Raw genomic sequence first — 21304 nt, forward strand, 5'->3', positions numbered from 1 at the left:
GATGGGTGCTGCATGGCTGTCGGCTCATGGCTTCGCGTCGGTGCGGGGGCGCGGCTACTGCCCGGCGCAGGTCGATCAGCGGGTCACGGCGCTGTACCGGGAGCGCGCCGACGCCTGGGAGCGCGCGGCGCGGCTCACCGGGATCGCCACGCGGATGGAGGACGAGACGGTCGAGTTGCGCAAGCGGGTGTCGTCCCTCGCGCCGCAGTCGTACGAGACGCTCGGCCATCGCGCCCAGCAGATCCTGCTTCTCACGATGGAGCAGGCCGAGGCGGTACGGGCCCGGGCGCGCGAGGATTCGAGGGCGGTGCTCGACATGGCCGGGGACACGGCGGGGCAGCTCCAGGAGAGAGCCTGTGCACAGGCCGATTCCGTGGGGGCGGCGGCGGAGCACTACGCGGGGCGGGTCCTGGAGGCCGCCAGAAGCGCGGCCGACGCGGAGCTGGCGGAGGCGCGTCGCGACGCCGAGGAGCAGCGCGAGGCGGCGTTGGAGATGCTGGCGGAGACGCGCCGGCGGGCCCAGGCCGCGGTCGGCGGTCCGCAGCAGGGCCAGATCGAGCGGCTGGTGGCGGCGGAGCGGGAGTTCGCGGAGCGGGAGGCCGCCGTGGAGCTTCAGCAGGCGGAACTCGCGGCGTACGCGGAGGTCCGGCTCATGCACGCGCAGCGACTCTTCTTCGAGGCGGGCGAGCGGGCGCGGTACGGCCAGCAGAACGCCCGGGCCAGGGCCGCCGAGTTGGTCGGGCAGGCGCGGGCGCGGGCGGAGCGGATCGCGCGGGACACGGAGCGGGTGCTGCGGGAGCACAACGAGGCATGTGAGGAGATGCGGTCGCACTTGGCGCAGGTACGGAGCAGTCTGGCGGCGCTGACCGGGCGCGTCCCGGTGACGGGCTGAGCCGGCGGGATGGTCGGCGGGGGCGCGTGTCAGTCGCCGTCCTTCTCCGGGATGACCGGGAAGCGGTGCGGTGCCACGAAGAGGAGCACCAGCAGGGCGACGGCCGCGGCTCCGGCCGCGCCGAGATAGACGTGGTCGACCGCCGCGTCCACCGCCCGGCGCAGATAGTCCGTGGCTTCGGCGGTGAGTGCGGCGGGATTCTCCAGCGCGCGCGAGACCGAGTCCAGGTCGTCCGGGAGTCCCGGCGAGGGCGGGTCGGCGAGCCGGGCGGCGAGGACGGTGTTGGCGACGGCACCGAACAGCGCGGCGCCGACGCTCTGCCCGACCTGGCGGCAGAAGAGTATGGACGCGGTGGCCGTGCCGCGCTCCGACCAGCCGACGGTCGACTGGACGCCGATGATCAGCGGGAGCTGGAAGAGCCCGAGCGCGCCGCCCAGCAGCAGCATGATCAGTGCCGGTTGCCAGGGCCGGCCGGGGAAGGGAAGCAGCGGGAAGGCGAGCAGCACCAGCATGGCCAGTGAGATTCCGATGATCGCGGTCCGGCGGAAGCCGATGCGGTTGTAGAGCCGGTTGGAGAGGGCCGCGGAGACCGGCCAGCTCAGCGTCATGGCGGAGAGGACGAAGCCGGCCGCTATCGGGCCGAGGCCGAGCACGGACTGCGCGTAGGTCGGGAGGAAGACGGTCGGCGCGACCATCAGCAGACCGAGGGCGCCGAGCGCGAGATTGACGGCAGCGATGGTCCGGCGGCGCCAGACCCATCCCGGAATGATCGGCTCCGCCGCGTGTCGCTCGATGACCACGGTGAGTGCGGCGAGGACGGCGCTGCCGCCCAGGAGGGCGAACGAGGGCGCGGACAGCCAGGGCCAGGCGACGCCGCCCTGGACGAGGGCGGTGAGCAGCAGTGCGCCGGTGGCGAAGACGGCGAGGGCGCCCGCCCAGTCGATACGGGTGCGGGGCGCCCGTACGGTACGGGCACCGGTGTGGCGGGACGTATCGGCGGGCGCTGGGGACATGTCTTTCCGGACGGCCGGCGTGTCGAGGGCGGTGGCGGGTGCCGCCGGTGCGGTGGTGGTGGCAGGCGTACGGCCGGGCTCGCGCAGATGCCTGACCACCAGCCAGAGCGCGACGGCGCCCACCGGCAGATTGATCAGGAAGATCCAGCGCCAGTCCGCGTATCCGGCGAGCAGTCCGCCGAGAGCGGGTCCCGCGATGGACGACATGGCCCAGACCGTCGACAGCTTGGCCTGGATCCTGGGACGTTCCTTGAGCGGGTAGAGGTCGGCGGCGATGGTCTGCACCGTGCCCTGGAGCGCGCCGCCGCCGAGGCCCTGGACGACGCGGAAGGCGATCAGGGAGGCCATGTTCCAGGCGGTCGCGCAGAGCAGTGAGCCGATGAGGAAGAGGATGATTCCGGCGATCAGCACCGGTTTGCGGCCGAAGGTGTCGGAGAGTTTTCCGTACACGGGCAGGGTGACGGTCACGGCGAGCAGATAACCGGAGAAAAGCCAGGAGAAGACGGCGAATCCGCCGAGGTCGCCGACGATCTGCGGGACGGCCGTGGAGACGATGGTGCCGTCCAGCGCGGCGAGCGCCATGCCGAGCATCAGTGCGGCGACGACCGGCCCGCGGCCTCGCGCACGGTCCGGCCGGCTTCCGCGGCGGCGTCCGCGTCCGGGTGGCGCGGGGACGGCCGGCGGTGCCGGGGCCTCTGGTATCGCTTCGGTACGTCCGGTGTTCTCGGTACTTCCGCCGGCGCCGCTCACGGGATCCCTTCCCTATGCATGTATTTCCGTGGGACACCTTCTCACTCGCGCCGCGTGGTGCGGGAGGGCGCGGGATTCGCCCGGCGCCACGCCCCGCCGCTCCGGCGGTCTCCACCCAGCGGCTCCACCCAGCGGCTCCACCCAGCGGCTCCACCCAGCGGCTCCACCCGGGGGCTCCACCCGGGGGCTCCACCCGGGGGCTCCACCCGGGGGCCGAGTCCCCTAGGGGGTTCTCCTTACATGTGGCCAGGGGCCGGTCGTCCCGGCGGACGACGAGAAGACGGCCGCTCGTTCCTTAACTTTGTCTTACGGCTACGGAGAGCCCGCGGGTGTTCGGCGGGGGCTCACCGGAGCAGGGGGGTGGGGAAAACCCCAGGCGAAGACTGCGCTGCGCACCAGCGCGCCGGGGCCCTGAAACCAGCAGACTCAGAACACGCGGGACGACAGCGGTGATTCGACCTCATCACGGGCTGTTGCGCATTCATCGAAGTATCGACCGACATAGGAGACTTACCGTGGCAACGGCTGTGACCATTCCCAGGCACGGGGGTACTGGAGGGCGTACGGCCGTCGCGGCGCGAGCGCGGCAGGTCGTCAAGGCGTACGGCTCGGGAGAGACGCGGGTGGTCGCGCTCGACCATGTCGATGTGGACATCGCCCGGGGGCAGTTCACCGCGATCATGGGTCCGTCGGGCTCCGGCAAGTCGACGCTGATGCACTGCCTCGCCGGTCTGGACACCGTCACCTCGGGTGAGATCCACCTCGACGAGACGGAGATAACGAAGCTCAAGGACAAGCGGCTCACGCAACTGCGGCGGGACCGCATCGGCTTCATCTTCCAGGCGTTCAACCTCCTGCCGACGCTCAACGCCCTGGAGAACATCACGCTGCCCATGGACATCGCCGGCCGTAAGCCGGACGCCGCGTGGCTGCGGCAGGTCGTGGAGACGGTGGGGCTCGCGGACCGGCTCAAGCACCGGCCGACGCAGCTCTCCGGCGGTCAGCAGCAGCGGGTCGCGGTGGCCAGAGCGCTCGCCGCCCGCCCCGAGATCATCTTCGGTGACGAGCCGACCGGAAATCTGGACTCGCGCGCCGGCGCGGAGGTGCTGGGCTTTCTGCGCCGGTCCGTCGACGAGCTGGGCCAGACGATCGTGATGGTGACGCACGACCCGGTCGCCGCGTCCTACGCGGACCGTGTGCTGTATCTGGCGGACGGCCGGATCGTCGACGAGATGATCCGGCCGACGGCCGACGCCGTCCTCGACCGCATGAAGGACTTCGACGCGCGGGGGCGGACGTCGTGACCGTCGTCAAGACCTCCATGCGCAACTTCCTCGCGCACAAGGGGCGGATGGCGCTCTCCGCCGTAGCCGTCCTGCTGTCGGTCGCGTTCGTGTCGGGCACGCTCGTCTTCACCGACACGATGAACACGACATTCGACAAGCTCTTCGCCGCGACCTCCGCCGACGTCACGGTCAGTCCCAAGGCCGCCAAGGGCCCGGACGAGACCCCGCAGACGGGCAAGCCCGAGACGCTGCCGGCCTCGGCCATCGAGACGGTCGGGGCGGCGGACGGTGTGAAGTCCGTCGAGGGCGCCGTCAGCAGCATGAGCGTGACCGTCGTCAACGCCGACAACAAGAACGTGGGCGCGACCAGCGGCGCGCCGACCATCGCGGGCAACTGGACACGGAACGACCTCCGTTCGATGGAGATCACCTCCGGCCACGCGCCGCGCGGCCCCACCGAGGTGATGGTGGACGCCGACACCGCGGAGAAGCACCATCTCGCCATCGGTGACTCGTTGCGGACCATCGCCGTCACGGGTGACTTCACGGCGAAGGTCTCCGGTATCGCGACATTCAAGGTCACCAACCCGGGTGCGACAGTCCTCTACTTCGACACCGCCACCGCTCAGCGTCAACTGCTCGGCGCCACCGGCCGGTTCACTCAGCTCAATGTCACCGCGGAGCAGGGCGTCAGCGACAGCCGGCTCAAGCAGGACGTGGCGGCCGCGCTCGGCGCCGGTCCGTACAAGCTCCAGACGCAGCAGGAGGCCGCGGACGCGAACCGCTCGGACGTCGGCTCCTTCCTGGACGTGATGAAGTACGCGATGCTCGGCTTCGCCGGGATCGCCTTCCTCGTCGGTATCTTCCTGATCGTCAACACCTTCTCGATGCTGGTCGCCCAGCGGACCCGTGAAATCGGTCTGATGCGGGCGCTCGGCTCCAGCCGCAAGCAGGTCAACCGCTCGGTGCTGCTGGAGGCCGTGCTGCTGGGGATCTTCGGCTCGGTGGCCGGTGTCGGCGCCGGTGTGGGGCTTGCCGTCGGACTGATGAAGCTCATGTCCGCCATCGGTATGGAGCTGTCCACGCAGGATCTGACCGTGAAGTGGACGACTCCGGTGATCGGGCTGGTCCTCGGCGTCGTGGTCACCGTGCTGGCGGCCTATGTCCCGGCCCGGCGGGCGGGGAAGATCTCGCCGATGGCCGCGCTGCGTGACGCCGGGACACCGGCGGACGGCAGGGCGGGCTGGATCCGGGCAGTCCTCGGAGTGGTTCTCACGGGCGCCGGCGCCGCCGCTCTCCTCACATCGGCGGGAGCCGACAAGGCGAGCGAGGGCTCACTCTTCCTCGGTGTGGGTGTGGTCCTGACCCTCATCGGCTTTGTGGTCATCGGCCCGCTGCTCGCGGGCGGTCTGGTCCGGGTGCTGAGCGTGGTCGTGCTGCGGATGTTCGGCCCGGTCGGCCGGATGGCGGAGCGCAACGCGCTGCGCAATCCGCGGCGTACGGGAGCCACCGGCGCCGCACTGATGATCGGGCTCGCTCTGGTCGCCTGCCTCTCGGTGGTCGGCTCCTCGATGGTCGCCTCGGCCACCGACGAGCTGGACAAGTCGGTCGGCGCGGACTTCATCATCCAGTCCGGGAACGGCCAGCCGATCATGCCGCAGGCGCAGGCCGCGCTGGAGAAGGCACCGGACCTCGCGCATGTCACCGAGTACAAGTGGGTCGACGTCAGGCTGACGGATCCAGCGGGGAAGACCGACGAGGTGGGGCTGGTGGCCGCCGATCCGAGCTACGCCCAGGATCTGCGCCGGGAGACCGTCGCGGGTGAGCTGTCGGCGGCATACGGGAAGAACGCGATGTCGGTCGGCGACGCCTACGCCGAGAAGCACGGCGTCGAGGTCGGTGACGAGATGTCCGTCACCTTCCCGGGTGGAAAGACCGCCGATCTGAGGATCGCGGCGATCACCTCGGACGACACGAGTGTCGACAAGGGCGTGATGTATACCAACATCACGACCGCCGAGCTGTATGTGCCCGCCGACAAGATGCCCAAGAACATGATCATGTTCGCGGCGGCCGAGGACGGCAAGGAGAAGGAGGCGTACGCGGCCCTCAAGGACTCGCTCGCCGCGTATCCGCAGTACAAGGTGCAGAACCAGACCGACTTCAAGCAGGATCTGAAGGACCAGATAGGCCAGCTCCTCAATATCGTCTACGGTCTGCTGGCTCTCGCGATCGTCGTCGCGGTGCTGGGTGTGGTGAACACCCTGGCCCTGTCAGTGGTGGAGCGGACCCGCGAGATCGGTCTGCTGCGGGCGATCGGGCTCTCCCGCCGTCAGCTTCGCCGGATGATCCGTCTGGAGTCCGTGGTCATAGCCCTCTTCGGTGCCCTGCTCGGCCTCGGTCTGGGCATGGGCTGGGGCACGGCGGCCCAGAAGCTGCTGGCGCTGGAGGGTCTCGGAGTTCTGGAGATTCCCTGGCCGACGATCGTGACGGTCTTCGTGGCCTCGGCCTTCGTCGGACTGTTCGCGGCGCTGGTCCCGGCTTTCCGGGCCGGACGGATGAACGTCCTCAACGCGATCGCCACGGAGTAGGGCGATACCGTAGGGGCCCTCCGGCCCCGGTGGGCGTCCTCCAACGCCCACCGGGGCCGGACCGCTGTCCGCCGGAGGCCCCGCGCTCGGCCGAGGACGGCCCGTGCTCGCGGTGAACGACGGCGACGGGCGGCGACCGCGTGTGTCCCGGCGGCGTCGTACGCTGGACAACCCCCGGCCCGTGAGACGTGTCGGGCCCTTCGCGTTGTCCACCGCTCTCGCCTCTCCTCTCACGACCGCCTCTCCTCTCACGACCCGGACGGAACCCCCTTCATGAGCCTGCACGGTCTGCTGGACGCCGTAGTACGTGACCCGGCGCTCGCCGAAGCGGTGAAGGCCGCCACCGACGGTCACCGCACGCATGTCGATCTGATCGGGCCGCCGGCCGCGCGGCCGTTCGCGGTGGCCGCGCTGGCACGGGAGGCCGGGCGGCCGGTGCTGGCCGTGACGGCCACGGGCCGGGAGGCGGAGGATCTGGCGGCGGCCCTGCGGTCGCTGCTCGACCCGGACACCGTCGTCGAGTACCCGTCGTGGGAGACGCTGCCGCACGAGCGGCTCTCGCCGCGCTCCGACACTGTGGGACGCCGGCTCGCCGTGCTGCGCCGGCTCGCGCATCCCGTGCGGGACGATCCGACGGCCGGGCCGGTCAGCGTTGTGGTCGCGCCCGTGCGTTCCGTGCTCCAGCCGCAGGTCAAGGGGCTCGGCGAGCTGGAGCCCGTCGCTCTGCGCAGCGGGCAGAGCGCCGATCTGAACGAGATCACGGAAGCGCTGGCCGCCGCCGCGTACGCGCGGGTCGAGCTGGTCGAGAAGCGCGGTGAGTTCGCCGTACGCGGCGGCATCCTGGATGTGTTCCCGCCCACCGAGGAGCACCCCTTGCGGGTGGAGTTCTGGGGCGACGACGTCGAGGAGATCCGGTACTTCAAGGTGGCCGACCAGCGGTCCCTGGAGGTCGCCGAGCACGGTCTGTGGGCGCCGCCCTGCCGTGAGCTGCTGCTGACGGCCGAGGTACGGGAGCGGGCCGCCGCGCTCGCCGAGCTCCACCCGGAGCTGGGCGAGCTGCTCGGCAAGATCGCCGAAGGGATCGCGGTCGAGGGCATGGAATCCCTCGCGCCGGTCCTCGTCGACGACATGGAACTCCTGCTGGACGTCCTGCCGAAGGGCGCCATGACCCTGGTCTGCGACCCGGAGCGGGTACGGACCAGGGCGTCGGACCTGGTGGCGACGAGTCAGGAGTTCCTCCATGCCTCCTGGGCGGCCAGCGCGGGCGGCGGAGAGGCCCCGATCGATGTCGGCGCGGCCTCGCTGTGGTCCATCGCGGATGTCCGGGACCGGGCGCGTGAGCTGGGCATGATGTGGTGGTCGGTCTCTCCGTTCGCCGTCGACGAGGAGATCACGGAGGAGTCCATCACGCTGGGGATGCGTGCTCCGGAGACCTACCGCGGCGACACCGCCCGCGCGCTGGCCGACACCAAGGGCTGGCTCGCGGACGGCTGGCGCACGGTGTTCGTCACCGAGGGCCACGGCACGGCGTCCCGTACCGTCGAGGTCCTCGGCGGCGAGGGCATCCCGGCCCGGCTGGACACGCCGGGCGCGCGCAGCGCCGCCGGTCTCGCCGAGATCACGCCGTCCGTCGTGCATGTCGCCTGCGGCTCGATCGACTACGGCTTTGTGGACCCGGCGCTGAAGCTCGCCGTGCTCACCGAGACGGACCTGTCCGGCCAGAAGGCGGCCGGCAAGGACGGCCAGCGGATGCCGGCCAAGCGCCGCAAGACCATTGACCCGCTCACGCTGGAGGCGGGCGACTACATCGTCCACGAGCAGCACGGCGTGGGCCGGTATGTGGAGATGGTGCAGCGCACGGTGCAGGCCGCGACGCGTGAGTATCTGCTCGTCGAGTACGCCCCCGCCAAGCGCGGTCAGCCCGGTGACCGGCTGTACATCCCCACCGACCAGCTTGAACAGGTCACCAAGTACGTCGGCGGCGAGGCCCCGACGCTGCACCGGCTGGGCGGCGCGGACTGGACGAAGACCAAGCAGCGGGCCAAGAAGGCGGTCAAGGAGATCGCCGCCGACCTGATCAAGCTCTACTCGGCGCGGATGGCCGCGCCCGGCCATGCCTTCGGCCAGGACACTCCCTGGCAGCGGGAGCTGGAGGACGCCTTCCCTTACGTGGAGACACCGGACCAGCTCTCCACGATCGCCGAGGTCAAGGAGGACATGGAGAAGACGGTCCCGATGGACCGGCTGGTCTGTGGCGATGTCGGCTACGGCAAGACGGAGATCGCCGTACGGGCGGCCTTCAAGGCGGTCCAGGACGGCAAGCAGGTCGCCGTCCTGGTACCGACGACACTGCTGGTGCAGCAGCACTTCGGCACGTTCTCCGAGCGGTACGCGCAGTTCCCGGTCGTCGTGAGAGCGCTGTCCCGCTTCCAGACGGACGCGGAGGCGAAGGCGACTCTCCAGGGCCTGCGGGAGGGCTCGGTCGACCTGGTCATCGGTACGCACCGACTGTTCTCCTCGGAGACCAAGTTCAAGGACCTGGGCCTGGTCATCGTCGACGAGGAGCAGCGCTTCGGTGTGGAGCACAAGGAGCAGCTCAAAAAGCTCCGCGCCAATGTCGACGTCCTCACGATGTCCGCGACGCCCATTCCCCGTACGCTCGAAATGGCCGTCACCGGTATCCGCGAGATGTCGACGATCACCACACCGCCGGAGGAGCGCCATCCGGTGCTGACCTTCGTGGGCCCGTACGAGGAGAAGCAGATCGGCGCGGCCATCCGGCGTGAGCTGCTGCGCGAGGGCCAGGTCTTCTACATCCACAACCGTGTCGAGTCGATCGACCGGGCCGCCGCCCGGCTGCGCGAGATCGTCCCGGAGGCGCGGATCGCCACGGCGCACGGGCAGATGTCCGAACAGGCCCTGGAACAGGTCGTGGTGGACTTCTGGGAGAAGAAGTTCGATGTGCTGGTCTCCACGACGATCGTCGAGTCGGGTATCGACATCGCCAACGCCAACACCCTGATCGTGGAGCGCGGCGACAACTTCGGTCTTTCGCAGTTGCATCAGTTGCGCGGTCGTGTCGGGCGGGGACGGGAGCGCGGATACTCCTACTTCCTCTATCCGCCGGAGAAGCCGCTGACGGAGACGGCTCATGAGCGTCTGGCGACGATCGCGCAGCACACCGAGATGGGCGCGGGCATGTATGTCGCCATGAAGGACCTGGAGATCCGTGGCGCGGGCAATCTGCTCGGCGGCGAGCAGTCCGGCCATATCGCGGGCGTCGGCTTCGATCTGTATGTCCGGATGGTGGGCGAGGCGGTGGCCGACTACCGCGCCTCACTCGACGGCGGTGTGGTGGAGGAAGCGCCGCTGGAGGTCAAGATCGAGCTTCCCGTCGACGCGCATGTCCCGCATGACTACGCGCCGGGTGAGCGGCTGCGGCTGCAGGCGTACCGGGCGATCGCCTCCGCCAACACGGAGGAGGACATCAAGGCGGTCCGTGAGGAGCTCACCGACCGCTACGGCAAGCTTCCGGAGCCGGTGGAGAACCTGCTGCTGGTGGCGGGTCTGCGGATGCTCGCGCGGGCATGCGGTGTCGGCGAGATCGTGCTCCAGGGTCCGAACATCCGCTTCGCGCCGGTGGAGCTGCGGGAGTCCCAGGAGCTGCGGCTGAAGCGGCTCCATCCCCGGACGGTCATCAAGCCGGCGGCGCATCAGATCCTGGTTCCGCGTCCGACGGCGGGCAAGATCGGCGGCAAGCCGGTGGTGGGGCGTGAACTGCTGGTGTGGACGGGAGAGTTCCTGACGACGATTCTGGGTTCGTGACCGGGGCACACGTCTCATGCCGGGACCGGCCGGCCTGAGACGTAGGGTGCGTACGTGGGCGGACTTGGGGGACAGATGTCACGAACGTGTCGTCGCGGAGGGGCTGTTGTCCTCTCGATGCTGGTGCTCGCGGGCTGCAGGGAGGAACTCGGCGCGGATCCGGGGCCCTCGGCGCCGGCCGGTACGCACGGCGCCGGGCCGCTGGCCAACCCCGACGGTACGAAGCCGGGGCTGGCGCCGATCACTTCGGAGTCCGACCGGGAGGCGGCGCGGCAGCTCATCGCCAAGGTGCGCACCGCCGGCCGGGGGCCGAAGACCGGCTACGACCGGGACAAGTTCGGCTATGCGTGGATGGACTCGGTGGACGGGGTGCCGCTGGCGCACAACGGCTGCGACACGCGGAACGATCTGCTGAACCGCGACGGCGAGAAGCTGCGCTTCCGGTCCGGTTCCGACTGTGTGGTCGTCGCCATGACGCTGCGGGATCCGTACACCGGCAAGACCATCGAGTGGCGCAAGGCGCAGGCGGCGAAGGTGCAGATCGACCATGTGATGCCGCTGTCGTACGACTGGCAGATGGGTGCCTCGCGGTGGTCCAGGGACAAGCGCGAGCGGATCGCCAACGACCCGCTCAATCTGATCCCGGTCGACGGCCCCGCCAATAGCGCCAAGAGTGATTCGGGCCCTGCCTCGTGGCTGCCTCCGGACAGGCGGATCCGGTGCTCGTACGCGGTGCGGTTCGCGCAGGTCTCCCTCAAGTACGAGCTGCCGGTGACGACGGCGGACAAGCAGATGATGCGGCGCCAGTGCGGCGGTTGACCGGCGGCTGACGCGGTGGCGCGGTGCGCCCGCCGCGGGCATGCGGAGGCCGGGGAGGCCGTCCCCCTCCGGCGGCCTCCCCGGTGCGTGGAGCGAAGGCGTCAGCCGCCGAGCTTGTCCAGGTCCAGGATGTCCTTGTCGGTGGGTGCCTTCGCGGGAACGGGCTTGTTGTAGTCGCTGAAGATCATCGTGGCGGGGTCACTGCCGGTGGAGACGACCTTCAGCAGATAGGGCTCGCCTTCCGTGGCGACGTGGATCGTGTAGGTGTCCTTCGCCTCGACCTCCTTGAGCGACATCGCCGGCCGGCCGTTCACGGTGCTCAGAGGTCCCTTGCGGGCCAGCGAGCCGCCGTCGTAGTCGGACAGGAGCTGGTCCAGGTCGCAGAAGCCGGTGAAGTCCTTGGCGTCCGCGGACGAGGCGTCGGTCTTCACCCAGCGGTCGGCGAGCATCTTGACGACCGCGTCGGTGTCGGCCTTCGGCTCTCCCTTGCCCTGGGCCCGCAGGAACTCCTCGTCGTACTTCATGTAGACGGTCTTGCCGACCTTCGTGATGATCACGGTGCCCTCGTCGTTCATCGACAGCGTGCCCGTGCAGTCGCCCTTGGTGGAGAGGGCCATGTCGAAGACGATGTGTCCCTCCTCGGGGTCCCGCAGATCGGCCTTGAGGGTCAGTGAGGAGGCGCCGCGGGTGGCCTTGACCGCCCTGTCGGCGATCTCGGGGCCCGAGAGATCCGCGAACGGCGCGGGCTTCTTGTCGGTGCGCTCGCTTCCGGCGGGCTTGTCGGGGTCCTTGGCGTCCTGGCCGAGCGGGCCGCACGCGGGAAGGGTCAGGACGGCTGCCGCGCAGAGCGCGCCGAGTACGCCACGACGGACACGAGGAGAAGCGGTGAGGGACATGAGGGTTCTCCGGAAGACGCTGAGGATGGAAGGTGAGCGGGACGAGCGGCCGACGCTGAAGCCGGAGAGTCAGAGCTTCAGGTCCCACTGGGACGAGTCGTGCGCGAGGCCCGGGTGGATCTCCACGGTGAGGGTCCTGGCGGTCGCGGGAGTGTCGAAGGCGAGCTGGGCCGTGACCGTCCTGCCGGGCATGACCGTGCCGTTGAAGCCCTGGCCGACCGTGTCGTCGAAGATCTCCTCGGCCTTGACACCCTTGTCGCCGGCGCGGGCCTCGGCGGAGACCAGCGTGGCGTCGAACTTCTTCTTGCCGTCGTTCTTGATGACGAGCGTGACCTGGTAGGCCTTGTGGCCCGCGGTGTGACCGGCGGCGGTCGCACTGGGCGAGTACGGCTCGGGCGCGGACACGGTGACGGTCAGACCGTCGTCGTACACGGCGGAGTCACGGGCCGCGAGCGTCTCCTCCCTGGCCCCGCCCTTGTCGGCGGAACTCGACGAGGTGGCCTGGTCGATGTCGTCCACCACATCGCCCACGATCTTGAAGGTGAGTACGCCGCCGACCACCGAAAGGATCATCGAGACCAGCCCGAGCACCACACCGGTGGTGGCCATTGCCTTGTTGGTGGCCTCACCGCGCTTCGCTCGTCCTCGTCCCGTCAGTCCGAGGATCAGCCCGATCAGGCCGAGGATCGCGGCCAGCCAGAAGAGAAACGGCACCAGGCCCGACAGGGCGCCGATGATCCCGAGCACCAGGGCCGCGACGCCGAGGCCGTTGCGGGCCTGGCGGGGAGCGTCCGGCTGACCGGGAAGCGGTCCCTGCGGGTACGGCTGCTGCGTGAACTGGGACATGGTTGCCCTCCGGCGGGATGTGCTGGTGTAGCGATGAGTCAATAACAGCAGAGCCTGTGAACCGAGTCAACACGATGAGACGGCATTACTTCCGTCCACGGTGTGAATCGATCTGTTTCGTGGACGCCGCTATGCTCGACGCCACAGCAGCCGCGCGGTGAAGGAGGCAGTCAGGTGCCGGAGAACGCAGCAGAAGTGACGGCTGCAGGAATCGCCAGGCTCGCGGGGGTGGGACGCGCGGCGGTCAGCAACTGGCGGCGCCGGCACGCCGATTTCCCGCAGCCCGTCGGCGGCACCGAGACCAGCCCGTCCTTCGCGCTCGGCGAAATCGAGCGGTGGCTGCGCGACCAGGGAAAGATCGCCGAGGTGCCGCTGCGGGAACGGACCTGGCAGCAGCTCACCGCCGACCCCGCCGGCGCCGCCACCGCACTGGTCCGCGCGGGCAGCGTCCTGCTGCTCGTACGGGAGCGGCCGGCGCGCTGGCTGGAGCTGGCCACCGCCTCCGACGCCCGCCTCGCCGAGCTGCTGCCCGCGGCCCTGGAGGACGTCCTCGTACCGCGCTTCGCGGAGGCGGCCGGCCGGGCCGTGCACACCGCGCCGCCCCGGGAGATGCTCTCCTCCGTACCGCTGCTGCGCGGCGCCGCCGAACTCGCCGCCGAGCTGGGTGCCCGCCAGAGCTTCGAGTTCCTGCTCGGCCGGTATCTCGACGCCAACCCGCGCCAGTACACGCTCACACCGCCCGAGGCCGCCGCGCTGATGGCGGCGCTCGCCGGCGCGTCGGCCGAGGGCGTGACCGTCCTCGATCCCGCCTCGGGCACCGGCACACTGCTGCACGCCGTCCCGCGACCGGCCGCCCTGTACGCCCAGGAGGCGTCGCCGGAGCTGGCCGCGCTCACCGCGCTGCGCCTCGCCCTCCACACGGACGCCGACATCCGCGCGCGGGCCGGTGACACCCTGCGCGCCGACGCCTTCCCGGACCTCGCCGCCGACGCCGTGCTCTGCCATCCGCCGTTCAACGAGCGCAACTGGGGCCATGACGAGCTGGCCTACGACCCGCGCTGGGAGTACGGATTCCCGGCCCGTACGGAGTCCGAACTGGCCTGGGTCCAGCACGCGCTGGCCCGGCTGCGTCCCGGTGGCACCGCCGTCCTGCTGATGCCTCCGGCCGCCGCGTCCCGCCGCTCGGGCCGCCGTGTCCGCGCCGATCTGCTGCGCCGCGGCGCGCTGCGCGCCGTGGTCGCGCTGCCCGCCGGAGCCGCGCCGCCGTACGGCGTCCCGCTTCATATCTGGGTGCTGCGCAAGCCCGTCCCCGGCGAGCGGACCTCGCCCGAGCTGCTGTTGGTCGACACCGCGGAGCTGTCCCCGCGCGGCGGCCGCGAGGGCCTCGACTGGGGCGCCGTCCAGAGCAGCGTCCTCGACGCCTGGCGGCCCTTCGACCGCGACGGCACGGCCGAGGAGCGGCCGGGTGTCAGCCGCGCGATGCCCGTCATCGAACTCCTCGACGACGACGTGGACCTGGCGCCGGCCCGGCATCTGCCGCCACCGGCCGCCGGTGGCGGCGCGGCCGAACTGGCCGAGGTGCGCGAGCGGCTCGCGGACACCCTGCGGCTCACCGTCGAACTCACTCCGTCGCCCGTCCGGCCCGGCCCGTCCGAGCCGGCCCGCCGGCCCGGTGTCACCGTCGGCGAACTCGCCAGGGCCGGCGCGCTGGAACTGCGCGCGGGCGGCACCGGGACAGGACCGGGCCGTGTCCTCACCGAGCAGGACGTCCTCGCGGGCACCGGACCCTCCGGCACCCTGCCCGACGGAGCCGGTGAAGAGCCCGTCCTGGTCCGGGCCGGCGATGTGATCGTGCCCGTGCTCGGCGGCGGATCCGTCGCACGCGTCGTCGACGCCACCACGGCCGGCGCGGCGCTCGGCCGCAACCTCCAGTTGCTGCGTCCGGACCCGGCCGAGCTGGACCCGTGGTTCCTGGCCGGATTCCTGCGCGGCACCGCCAACAACCGGCAGGCGAGCAGCTACGCCTCCACCGCGACCCGGCTCGATGTGCGCCGGCTCCAGCTCCCGCGGCTTCCTCTCGCCGACCAGCGCCGATACGGTGAACAGTTCCGGGCCCTGGCCGCCTTCGAGGACGCGCTGCGCCGCGTGGGACGGCTGGGCGAGAAGATGGTGCAGGGGATGTACGACGGCCTGACGGACGGCACCGTCGCGACGTGACCAGGACAACAACGGTTCAGTACAACCCAGGGGCCGTTGTCCGTGTCGGTGTATACGCTCGGACCCTCACCGGACACGTCCGTACGCGCTTCCCAGGAGCAGAATTGCAGGGCCACGGCTATGCCCCACCACCACGGGAGGACCGGCGCCGCCCGTCGGACGGCACGCTGGTCACGCTGCGCGTGATCTTCGCGGTGGCGACGTTCCTGACCTGCGGAGCGCTCGCCTGGGCCGCGCTCCTGCGGCTCGCGATCGTGACCCGCAGCCGGCTCAACTGGATTCTGTTCGGGGTCGCGATCCTGCTGGACGCCGGCCTCTTCGCCTTCATGGTCGCGACGGGCGACTCGGAAGAGCTCACCGACGGGCAGGCCGTCACGCTCATCATCGGGCTGCTGACGCTCGTCTGCGGCGGCATCACGTACTACCTGGTGGCGGACATACGCCACTACGAGCGGTCCGCGCCGGGATACCAGCGCTACAGCGCGCTCCCGGTGCCGCAGCCGCCACGGACACCGCCCGGGTTCGGATACGGCTATCCGCCCGCCGCCGCCCCGGTGGACCCGGTGGTCCCGGCGCAGCCGCCGGCCGCCCACCAGCCGCCGCGGTCTCCCGGCGGCCTCGACCAGGTGCGCGCGGAGCTGGACGAACTGAGCGACATCCTGCGCAAGGGAAAAGGACCTGAGGACCGTTGAAAGGGCGTGTGGTAGCGGGCCGTTACGAACTGTCCACCGTCATCGGCCAGGGCGGCATGGGCCAGGTCTGGACGGCGTACGACCAGCGGCTCGACCGCCGTGTCGCCGTGAAGCTGCTCCGGCCCGACCGGATGGCGGCCGCCACGGGCGCCGACGAGATGCGCCGCCGCTTCGTGCGCGAGTGCCGGGTCACCGCGCAGGTCGACCATCCCGGTCTGGTCACCGTCCATGACGCGGGCAGCGACGACGAGGATCTCTATCTCGTCATGCAGTACGTCGAGGGCGCCGACCTCGCGGACCATCTCGCCGAACACGACCCGTATCCGTGGCCGTGGGCCGTCTCGGTCGCCGCCCAGCTCTGCGCCGTGCTCGCGGCCGTGCACGCGGTGCCCATCGTCCATCGCGATCTCAAGCCGCGCAATGTCATGGTCAAGCCCGACGGCACGGTCATCGTCCTCGACCTCGGTGTGGCCTCCGTCATCGACACCGACACCACCCGCCTCACGCACACTGGCTCTCCCATAGGCAGCCCCGCCTATATGGCTCCCGAACAGGCGATGGGCGGCGCCGTCGGCCCGTACACCGACCTCTACGCCCTCGGTGTCCTGCTGCACGAACTCCTCAGCGGCAGTGTGCCGTTCGCGGGATCCACCGTCCTCGGAGTGCTCCACCGCCATCTGTACGAGCCACCGCTGCCCGTCCGCAGACTCAGACCCGAGATCCCCGAGCCGCTCGAAGGACTCGTCCTGCGGCTGCTCGCCAAGGATCCGGGAGCCCGCCCGGCCGGAGCCCAGGAGGTGTACGAGGACCTCGCGACGCTGCTGCCCTCCCGCGGCGGCGCCGCGGCGGGTCCGCTCGACCCGAGCCGCCCGTTTCTGCGCCCGCACGCGCCCTGGCCCGACCGGGTCACCACGCCGCCGTCCGCCGCCGCACCCCAGCAGCCGCCCGTCCCGGCCGAACGGCCCGATGTGGCGGCCGCTGTCGACGAGGTCAAACGCCTTCTCGGCGAGGGCAGCATCACCAGGGCCGTGGACATCCTCGGCGGCATACTTCCGGCGGCCGCCGCCGAACACGGTGAGCACTCACCGGTCGTCCGCATCCTGCGCAAGCAGTACGCGTCGACGCTGATGAACGACGGCCAGTACCGCCGCGCGCTGCCGGAGCTGCGCCGTCTCGCCGACCACCGGGCCGCGGAGGCCGGACCGGCCGACTCCCAGGCGCTCCAGTTCCGCTACGACGCCGCGCAGTGCCTGGAGCAGCTCGGCGAGGCGGCCGCCGCGCTGGCCGAGTACCGCGCCGTCCTGCCGTACTACGAGCACGGCCTCGGGCCCGGCACCGACCCCGGCCGCGCCTTCGACATCCGGCACCGGATCGGCCATCTGCTGCTCGCGGTGGGCGACCACACGGCGGCCCGGCAGCAGTTGCAGAGCCTGCTGTGGGACGCCGAGCGGGCCTACGGCCCGTACCATCCGCTACCCACCGAGCTCCGCCGCGCGCTCGACCACCAGCAGCAGTTCCGCGGCCTCTGAGACCGGTGCCGAGCTTCTCGGCACCCGCCCGCGGCGCCCGGCCGAGGACCGTGTCCGGGGTGTCCGGCGGATGAAGTCGGCGTGCGCCGCACGGGGCACGCCGGGCGGAAGCGTCCGGTTGTGCCACACTCCTGGTGGCCATTACCGCGCTCCAGGGACAGGGCCCGCTGAGTCAGGGAGGGCTCGTACGCAGATGACGGTCCGGGTCCAGATGGTCAGATTCGCCTTTGTCGGCGTGGTCAACACCGGCACGTATTACGCCTGTTATCTGCTGCTGCTGAACCGGCTGCCGTACGTCGTGTCGCATGTCCTGGCTTTTCTGCTGAGCATGACCGGCTCGTTCTTCCTGCACAGCAGATTCACCTACCGGACCCGGCCGACCTGGCGGAAGTTCCTGTTCTTCCCGCTCACCAACGCCGCGAACTTCGTGATCACCACGAGCGGTGTCTATCTGCTGGTGGACGTCCTGCACTTCGGCAGCCGCTACGCGCCGCTGTTCGCGGCGGCGGCGGCCGTCCCGATCACCTTCGTGGTCTCCCGGACGATCCTGCTCCGGCCCGACAACGACCGGAGCCGGCGCGACCCGGAGGGCGCGCCGGCCCGATGACCGCCGGTGCGGGCGAGTGAGCCCCAGAAAAAGTGCCGAATCTACGCTCGCAGCCGCTCGGACTGGAGCTTCATCGCCCGCTTGAGGCGAGGGCCGAAGGGCTTCTCCACCAGCCGGTGCAGCAGCCACGCGAGCACCAGCATGGAGGCGATCGTGGCGATCAGCGTCAGTCTCGGATCCAGGCCGAAGTGCTTGTGCAGGATGCTGATCGCGAACCAGCCGAGGTGCTCATGGACCAGGTAGAACGGATAGGTGAGCACGCCGGCGAACGTCAGCCAGCGCCAGTTCGCCCAGCGCAGCCAGCCCAGCGCCACGGCGGCCACCGACGCGAAGGCGAAAGTGACTATCAGCAGGATCACGTACGGCGAACGCTCGTAGAAGACGTTGTGCGCGTCGGGGCTCCACAGTGAGACGGTCGCGAAGCGCTGGCCCAGCAGCCAGCTCGTGCCGACGATCCCCCAGAGCAGCAGATCACTGCCGTACCGGTGGATGAGATAGAGCGCGAGGCCGCCGATGAAGAACGGCGCGTACTGCGACATCACGATCTCGTCCAGCAGCGGCGTGTCGGCGACGACCGCCAGCACGGTCGCGACGGTCCACAGACAGCAGAAGATCACGACCCGGCGGTAGGTGACGCCCTTCCACACCACGAAGAGCGCGAAGAGCAGATAGAAGCGCGCCTCGACCCACAGGGTCCAGCACACGCCGAGCACCCGGTGCACGCCCATCGGCTGCTGAAGCATGGTCAGGTTGACCAGTACCTCATTGACGCGCAGCGGTTCGCTGACCGACGGGAGCACGACACACGCGGCGGTGATCAGGACGATGGCCGCCCAGTACGCCGGGTAGAGCCGGGAGACGCGCGAACGGAAGAAGTCTCCGAGTGAACGTCCCCAGCTACTCATGCAGATGACGAAGCCACTGATGACGAAGAAGACCTGCACGCCCAGACAGCCGTAGGCGGCGGCTGCCGACAGATCGGGGAACAGTTCCCTCGGCGACTGGCTCCAGACATCACTGATCTGGCCGCCCCGTCCCGCGTAGTGGTAGACGCAGACGCTGAGCGCCGCCAGGATGCGCAGGCCGTCGAGGGCGCGCATACGGTCGTGCTTCGGCGCTGGTTTCGCCTCGGGCACCGACGGGCTCTCCGGTCCGGGCACCGGTTCCGGTAGCCGAGCCAGGGTCGCTTGAGTCATTCCGTTCGTTCCGTCCGTAGGCGTCAGCGCGCGTGATGCGCGTGAGTACGCCCGGGCCGGGCCGGATGCGGCGGTGCGGTGTGAGGGCCCGGCACCTGTCGCGGGCAGTTCGGCCCGTCGCCCGGGCGGCACTCCTGGGGTCTGTGGGGAGTGGCACGGCGGCAGCCGCCGGCAGGAAGACGCTAGGCGGCATCCGATGAACGGTGCGATATCGACCGGATGAACAAGTACTCCGTACGGGTGACAGATAGATGAACTGTAGGTAGGGCCATGGCCATGGCTCCGTCCGGTGACTCCGTGTGGCGGCCGTGTCGCACCGCGCACCTCAATCTCCCGGTGAATCGTTGGTCGAACCAGTGGCCCAGGCCACGCCGACTGCCTAACATCGATCACTGCAAGGCCTTGTGCATCGCCGCACAATCACCGGGAGGCCCCCTTTGCACCGCCGCCGTCGCACCGCGCTCTCCGTCTCCGTCGCGCTTCTCGCCGCGGCTCCTCTCCTCACCGCCTGCGGAAGTGACGCCCACCCGGGAGCGGCCGCGGTCGTCGGAGGACAGCGGATCGAGGTGTCCACGCTCCAGGCCGAGGTGCGGGACGTCCGGGACGCGCAGGACGCCTCACCGGAAGCCGCGCAGCTCATCAAGAACACCGGACAGCTCAGCCAGGCCAAGCTGAACAGCATGATCTTCGACCGGATTCTGCAGCGGGCCGCCGACGACGCCGGAGTCAGGATCAGCCGCAAGGAGATCCAGAGCACCCGGCAGCAGGCCGCGGCGCAGTCGGGCGGCGAGAAGCAGTTCGCCTCGATGCTGCTCCAGCAGGGTGCGCTCTCCTCGGGCCAGATCGACGCGGCGATCCGCCGCGAGGTCCTGCTGACGAAACTGGCCCAGGCGATCGGCGCCAACACCACCTCACCACAGGGCCAGCAGAAGGTCCTCGCCGCGCTGACGAAGACGTCCGAGGACCTCGGCATCGACGTCAATCCGCGCTACGGAAGCTGGGACTACAAGAAGGTCCAGCTCGGCGAGGCCAAGACGCCCTGGATCACCCAGGTCACCCGCCAGGCGCCGGAGCAGGAGCCCACGGACGCCTGACAGGGACGGTGCCCGACTCGCGGCCCGGGGCCGGAGGTAGGTTCGAGTCGTGACAGACGAAGCTCCCGCCGCTCCCGGCCGTATCGTCCTGCTGACCGCCAGCCACCGGGTCGCGCCCGGTCTGCTGTCCTGGCCGGCCTGGCAGACGCTGCGCGCCGCCGACCGGGTCCTGTGCGCCGATGCCGGCCATCCGCAGCTTCCGTATCTGCGCGAGGCCGGCATCACCGTCGAGTTGGCCGCGCCGACCGCGCGGGAACTGGTCGACGACTGCGCGGGCGCCCGCACGATCGTGGTCGTCCCCTCCGGCGAGGGCGACGGGACCGACGCGGCGCTCACCGACGGCCTGGCCCGGCTGGCCGGCTCCGGCCGGTACCGGATGCCGGACCTGGAGCTGCTGCCGGGCTCGTACGACCTGCCGGGCGCCCGGCTCCTCGATCTTGTCCAGGTCATGGACCGCATCAGGGCCGAGTGCCCGTGGTCCTCGACCCAGACGCACAAGGGCCTCGTCAAGTACGCCATCGAGGAGGCGTACGAGCTCGTCGAGGCGATCGAGGACGGCGACGGCGACGAACTGCGCGAGGAACTGGGCGACGTGCTCCTCCAGGTCGTCTTCCACGCCCGTATCGCGCAGGACGGCCTGGACGAGACGATCGAGCCGTTCTCCATCGACGATGTGGCCGCCACGATCGTGGAGAAGCTGATCCACCGCCATCCTCATGTCTTCGGCGATGAGAAGGCGGAGACGCCGGAAGAGGTCAAGGCGCACTGGCTCCGTACCAAGGCGGTCGAGAAGCAGCGCGACTCGGTCACCGACGGAGTGCCGCTGGGCCAGCCCGGTCTCGCTCTGGCCGCAAAGCTCGGTGGCCGCGTCCGGGCCGCCGGGCTGGACGTACCGCTGCCGCGGGGCCAGGGCGTCGGATACGAACTGCTCGCGCTGGCGGTACGGGCGGAGGAGGCCGGCGTCGACCCGGAGACCGCGCTGCGGGCGGCCGCCCGTACCTACCGGGACGCGATCCTTGCCGCCGAGGAGCGGAAGAGCTAGGCGGTCTTC

Annotated in this window: 15 protein-coding genes; 11 read left to right on the forward strand and 4 right to left on the reverse strand. The window is 70.4% G+C overall.

What is annotated here, in order from left to right; all coding sequences use genetic code 11:
* Position 1 precedes the first annotated feature (1 nt).
* Positions 2–892 (forward strand): cellulose-binding protein, encoded by an 891-nt coding sequence (locus PV679_RS12170; RefSeq protein WP_319680159.1) that lies wholly within the window; start codon positions 2–4, stop codon positions 890–892.
* Positions 893–921: 29 nt separating this feature from the next.
* Here PV679_RS12170 and PV679_RS12175 read toward each other — a convergent pair whose 3' ends face one another.
* On the reverse strand, positions 922–2655 hold the full coding sequence (locus PV679_RS12175; protein ID WP_416069701.1) for an MFS transporter: 1734 nt from the start codon (positions 2653–2655) through the stop codon (positions 922–924).
* Positions 2656–3170: 515 nt separating this feature from the next.
* On the opposite strand from PV679_RS12175, the gene PV679_RS12180 reads away from it, so the two are divergent.
* From PV679_RS12180 to PV679_RS12195, 4 genes are all read left to right on the forward strand, one after another.
* Entirely contained in the window at positions 3171–3959 is a 789-nt protein-coding gene (locus PV679_RS12180) for an ABC transporter ATP-binding protein (protein WP_319680161.1), read from the forward strand.
* On the forward strand, positions 3956–6532 hold the full coding sequence (locus PV679_RS12185; RefSeq protein WP_319680162.1) for an ABC transporter permease: 2577 nt from the start codon (positions 3956–3958) through the stop codon (positions 6530–6532). Before PV679_RS12180 ends, PV679_RS12185 begins: the two co-directional genes overlap by 4 nt.
* 273 nt (positions 6533–6805) lie before the next feature.
* Positions 6806–10357 carry a transcription-repair coupling factor gene (mfd, locus tag PV679_RS12190; RefSeq protein WP_319680163.1) on the forward strand — a complete coding sequence of 1184 codons (3552 nt, stop codon included), beginning with the start codon at positions 6806–6808 and terminating at the stop codon, positions 10355–10357.
* Positions 10358–10432: 75 nt separating this feature from the next.
* Positions 10433–11176, forward strand: a complete 744-nt coding sequence (locus PV679_RS12195; RefSeq protein ID WP_319680164.1) for an HNH endonuclease family protein — start codon at positions 10433–10435, stop codon at positions 11174–11176.
* A 101-nt stretch (positions 11177–11277) separates the two neighbouring features.
* Here PV679_RS12195 and PV679_RS12200 read toward each other — a convergent pair whose 3' ends face one another.
* Together PV679_RS12200 and PV679_RS12205 are read right to left on the reverse strand one after the other, a co-directional pair.
* Positions 11278–12072 (reverse strand): hypothetical protein, encoded by a 795-nt coding sequence (locus PV679_RS12200; protein WP_319680165.1) that lies wholly within the window; start codon positions 12070–12072, stop codon positions 11278–11280.
* A 69-nt stretch (positions 12073–12141) separates the two neighbouring features.
* Positions 12142–12918: a DUF4190 domain-containing protein gene (locus PV679_RS12205; RefSeq protein WP_319680166.1), complete on the reverse strand. Its 777-nt coding sequence runs from the start codon at positions 12916–12918 to the stop codon at positions 12142–12144.
* Between the two features lie 174 nt (positions 12919–13092).
* Between PV679_RS12205 and PV679_RS12210 the strand changes: the two genes are divergently transcribed.
* The 4 genes from PV679_RS12210 (at position 13093) to PV679_RS12225 (ending at position 17963) form a co-directional block, all read left to right on the forward strand.
* Positions 13093–15135, forward strand: a complete 2043-nt coding sequence (locus PV679_RS12210) for an N-6 DNA methylase (RefSeq protein ID WP_319680167.1) — start codon at positions 13093–13095, stop codon at positions 15133–15135.
* A gap of 104 nt (positions 15136–15239) precedes the next feature.
* Positions 15240–15827: a hypothetical protein gene (locus PV679_RS12215; protein ID WP_319680168.1), complete on the forward strand. Its 588-nt coding sequence runs from the start codon at positions 15240–15242 to the stop codon at positions 15825–15827.
* Positions 15824–17356 (forward strand): serine/threonine-protein kinase, encoded by a 1533-nt coding sequence (locus PV679_RS12220; RefSeq protein ID WP_319680169.1) that lies wholly within the window; start codon positions 15824–15826, stop codon positions 17354–17356. The genes PV679_RS12215 and PV679_RS12220 overlap by 4 nt, the downstream gene beginning before the upstream one ends.
* A gap of 193 nt (positions 17357–17549) precedes the next feature.
* On the forward strand, positions 17550–17963 hold the full coding sequence (locus PV679_RS12225; RefSeq protein ID WP_319680170.1) for a GtrA family protein: 414 nt from the start codon (positions 17550–17552) through the stop codon (positions 17961–17963).
* 41 nt (positions 17964–18004) lie between these two features.
* On the opposite strand, the gene PV679_RS12230 is transcribed toward PV679_RS12225, so the two are convergent.
* Positions 18005–19159 carry an acyltransferase gene (locus PV679_RS12230; RefSeq protein WP_319680171.1) on the reverse strand — a complete coding sequence of 385 codons (1155 nt, stop codon included), beginning with the start codon at positions 19157–19159 and terminating at the stop codon, positions 18005–18007.
* Between the two features lie 437 nt (positions 19160–19596).
* Between PV679_RS12230 and PV679_RS12235 the strand changes: the two genes are divergently transcribed.
* Positions 19597–20253 (forward strand): SurA N-terminal domain-containing protein, encoded by a 657-nt coding sequence (locus tag PV679_RS12235; protein WP_319680172.1) that lies wholly within the window; start codon positions 19597–19599, stop codon positions 20251–20253.
* 49 nt (positions 20254–20302) lie between these two features.
* Complete coding sequence (locus PV679_RS12240) at positions 20303–21295, forward strand: nucleoside triphosphate pyrophosphohydrolase (RefSeq protein WP_319680173.1); 993 nt, start codon at positions 20303–20305, stop codon at positions 21293–21295.
* Positions 21296–21304: the final 9 nt, after the last annotated feature.

Source organism: Streptomyces sp. AK02-01A (genome assembly GCF_033795305.1).
Classification (GTDB): domain Bacteria; phylum Actinomycetota; class Actinomycetes; order Streptomycetales; family Streptomycetaceae; genus Streptomyces.

Excerpts from the sequence above, each read along its gene's own strand:
- PV679_RS12225 (WP_319680170.1), top strand. The coding sequence starts at position 17,550 with ATGACGGTCCGGGTCCAGATGGTCAGATTCGCCTTTGTCGGCGTGGTC.
- PV679_RS12195 (WP_319680164.1), top strand. The coding sequence starts at position 10,433 with ATGTCACGAACGTGTCGTCGCGGAGGGGCTGTTGTCCTCTCGATGCTG.
- PV679_RS12205 (WP_319680166.1), bottom strand. The coding sequence starts at position 12,918 with ATGTCCCAGTTCACGCAGCAGCCGTACCCGCAGGGACCGCTTCCCGGT.
- PV679_RS12170 (WP_319680159.1), top strand. The coding sequence starts at position 2 with ATGGGTGCTGCATGGCTGTCGGCTCATGGCTTCGCGTCGGTGCGGGGG.
- mfd (WP_319680163.1), top strand. The coding sequence starts at position 6,806 with ATGAGCCTGCACGGTCTGCTGGACGCCGTAGTACGTGACCCGGCGCTC.
- PV679_RS12230 (WP_319680171.1), bottom strand. The coding sequence starts at position 19,159 with ATGACTCAAGCGACCCTGGCTCGGCTACCGGAACCGGTGCCCGGACCG.
- PV679_RS12200 (WP_319680165.1), bottom strand. The coding sequence starts at position 12,072 with ATGTCCCTCACCGCTTCTCCTCGTGTCCGTCGTGGCGTACTCGGCGCG.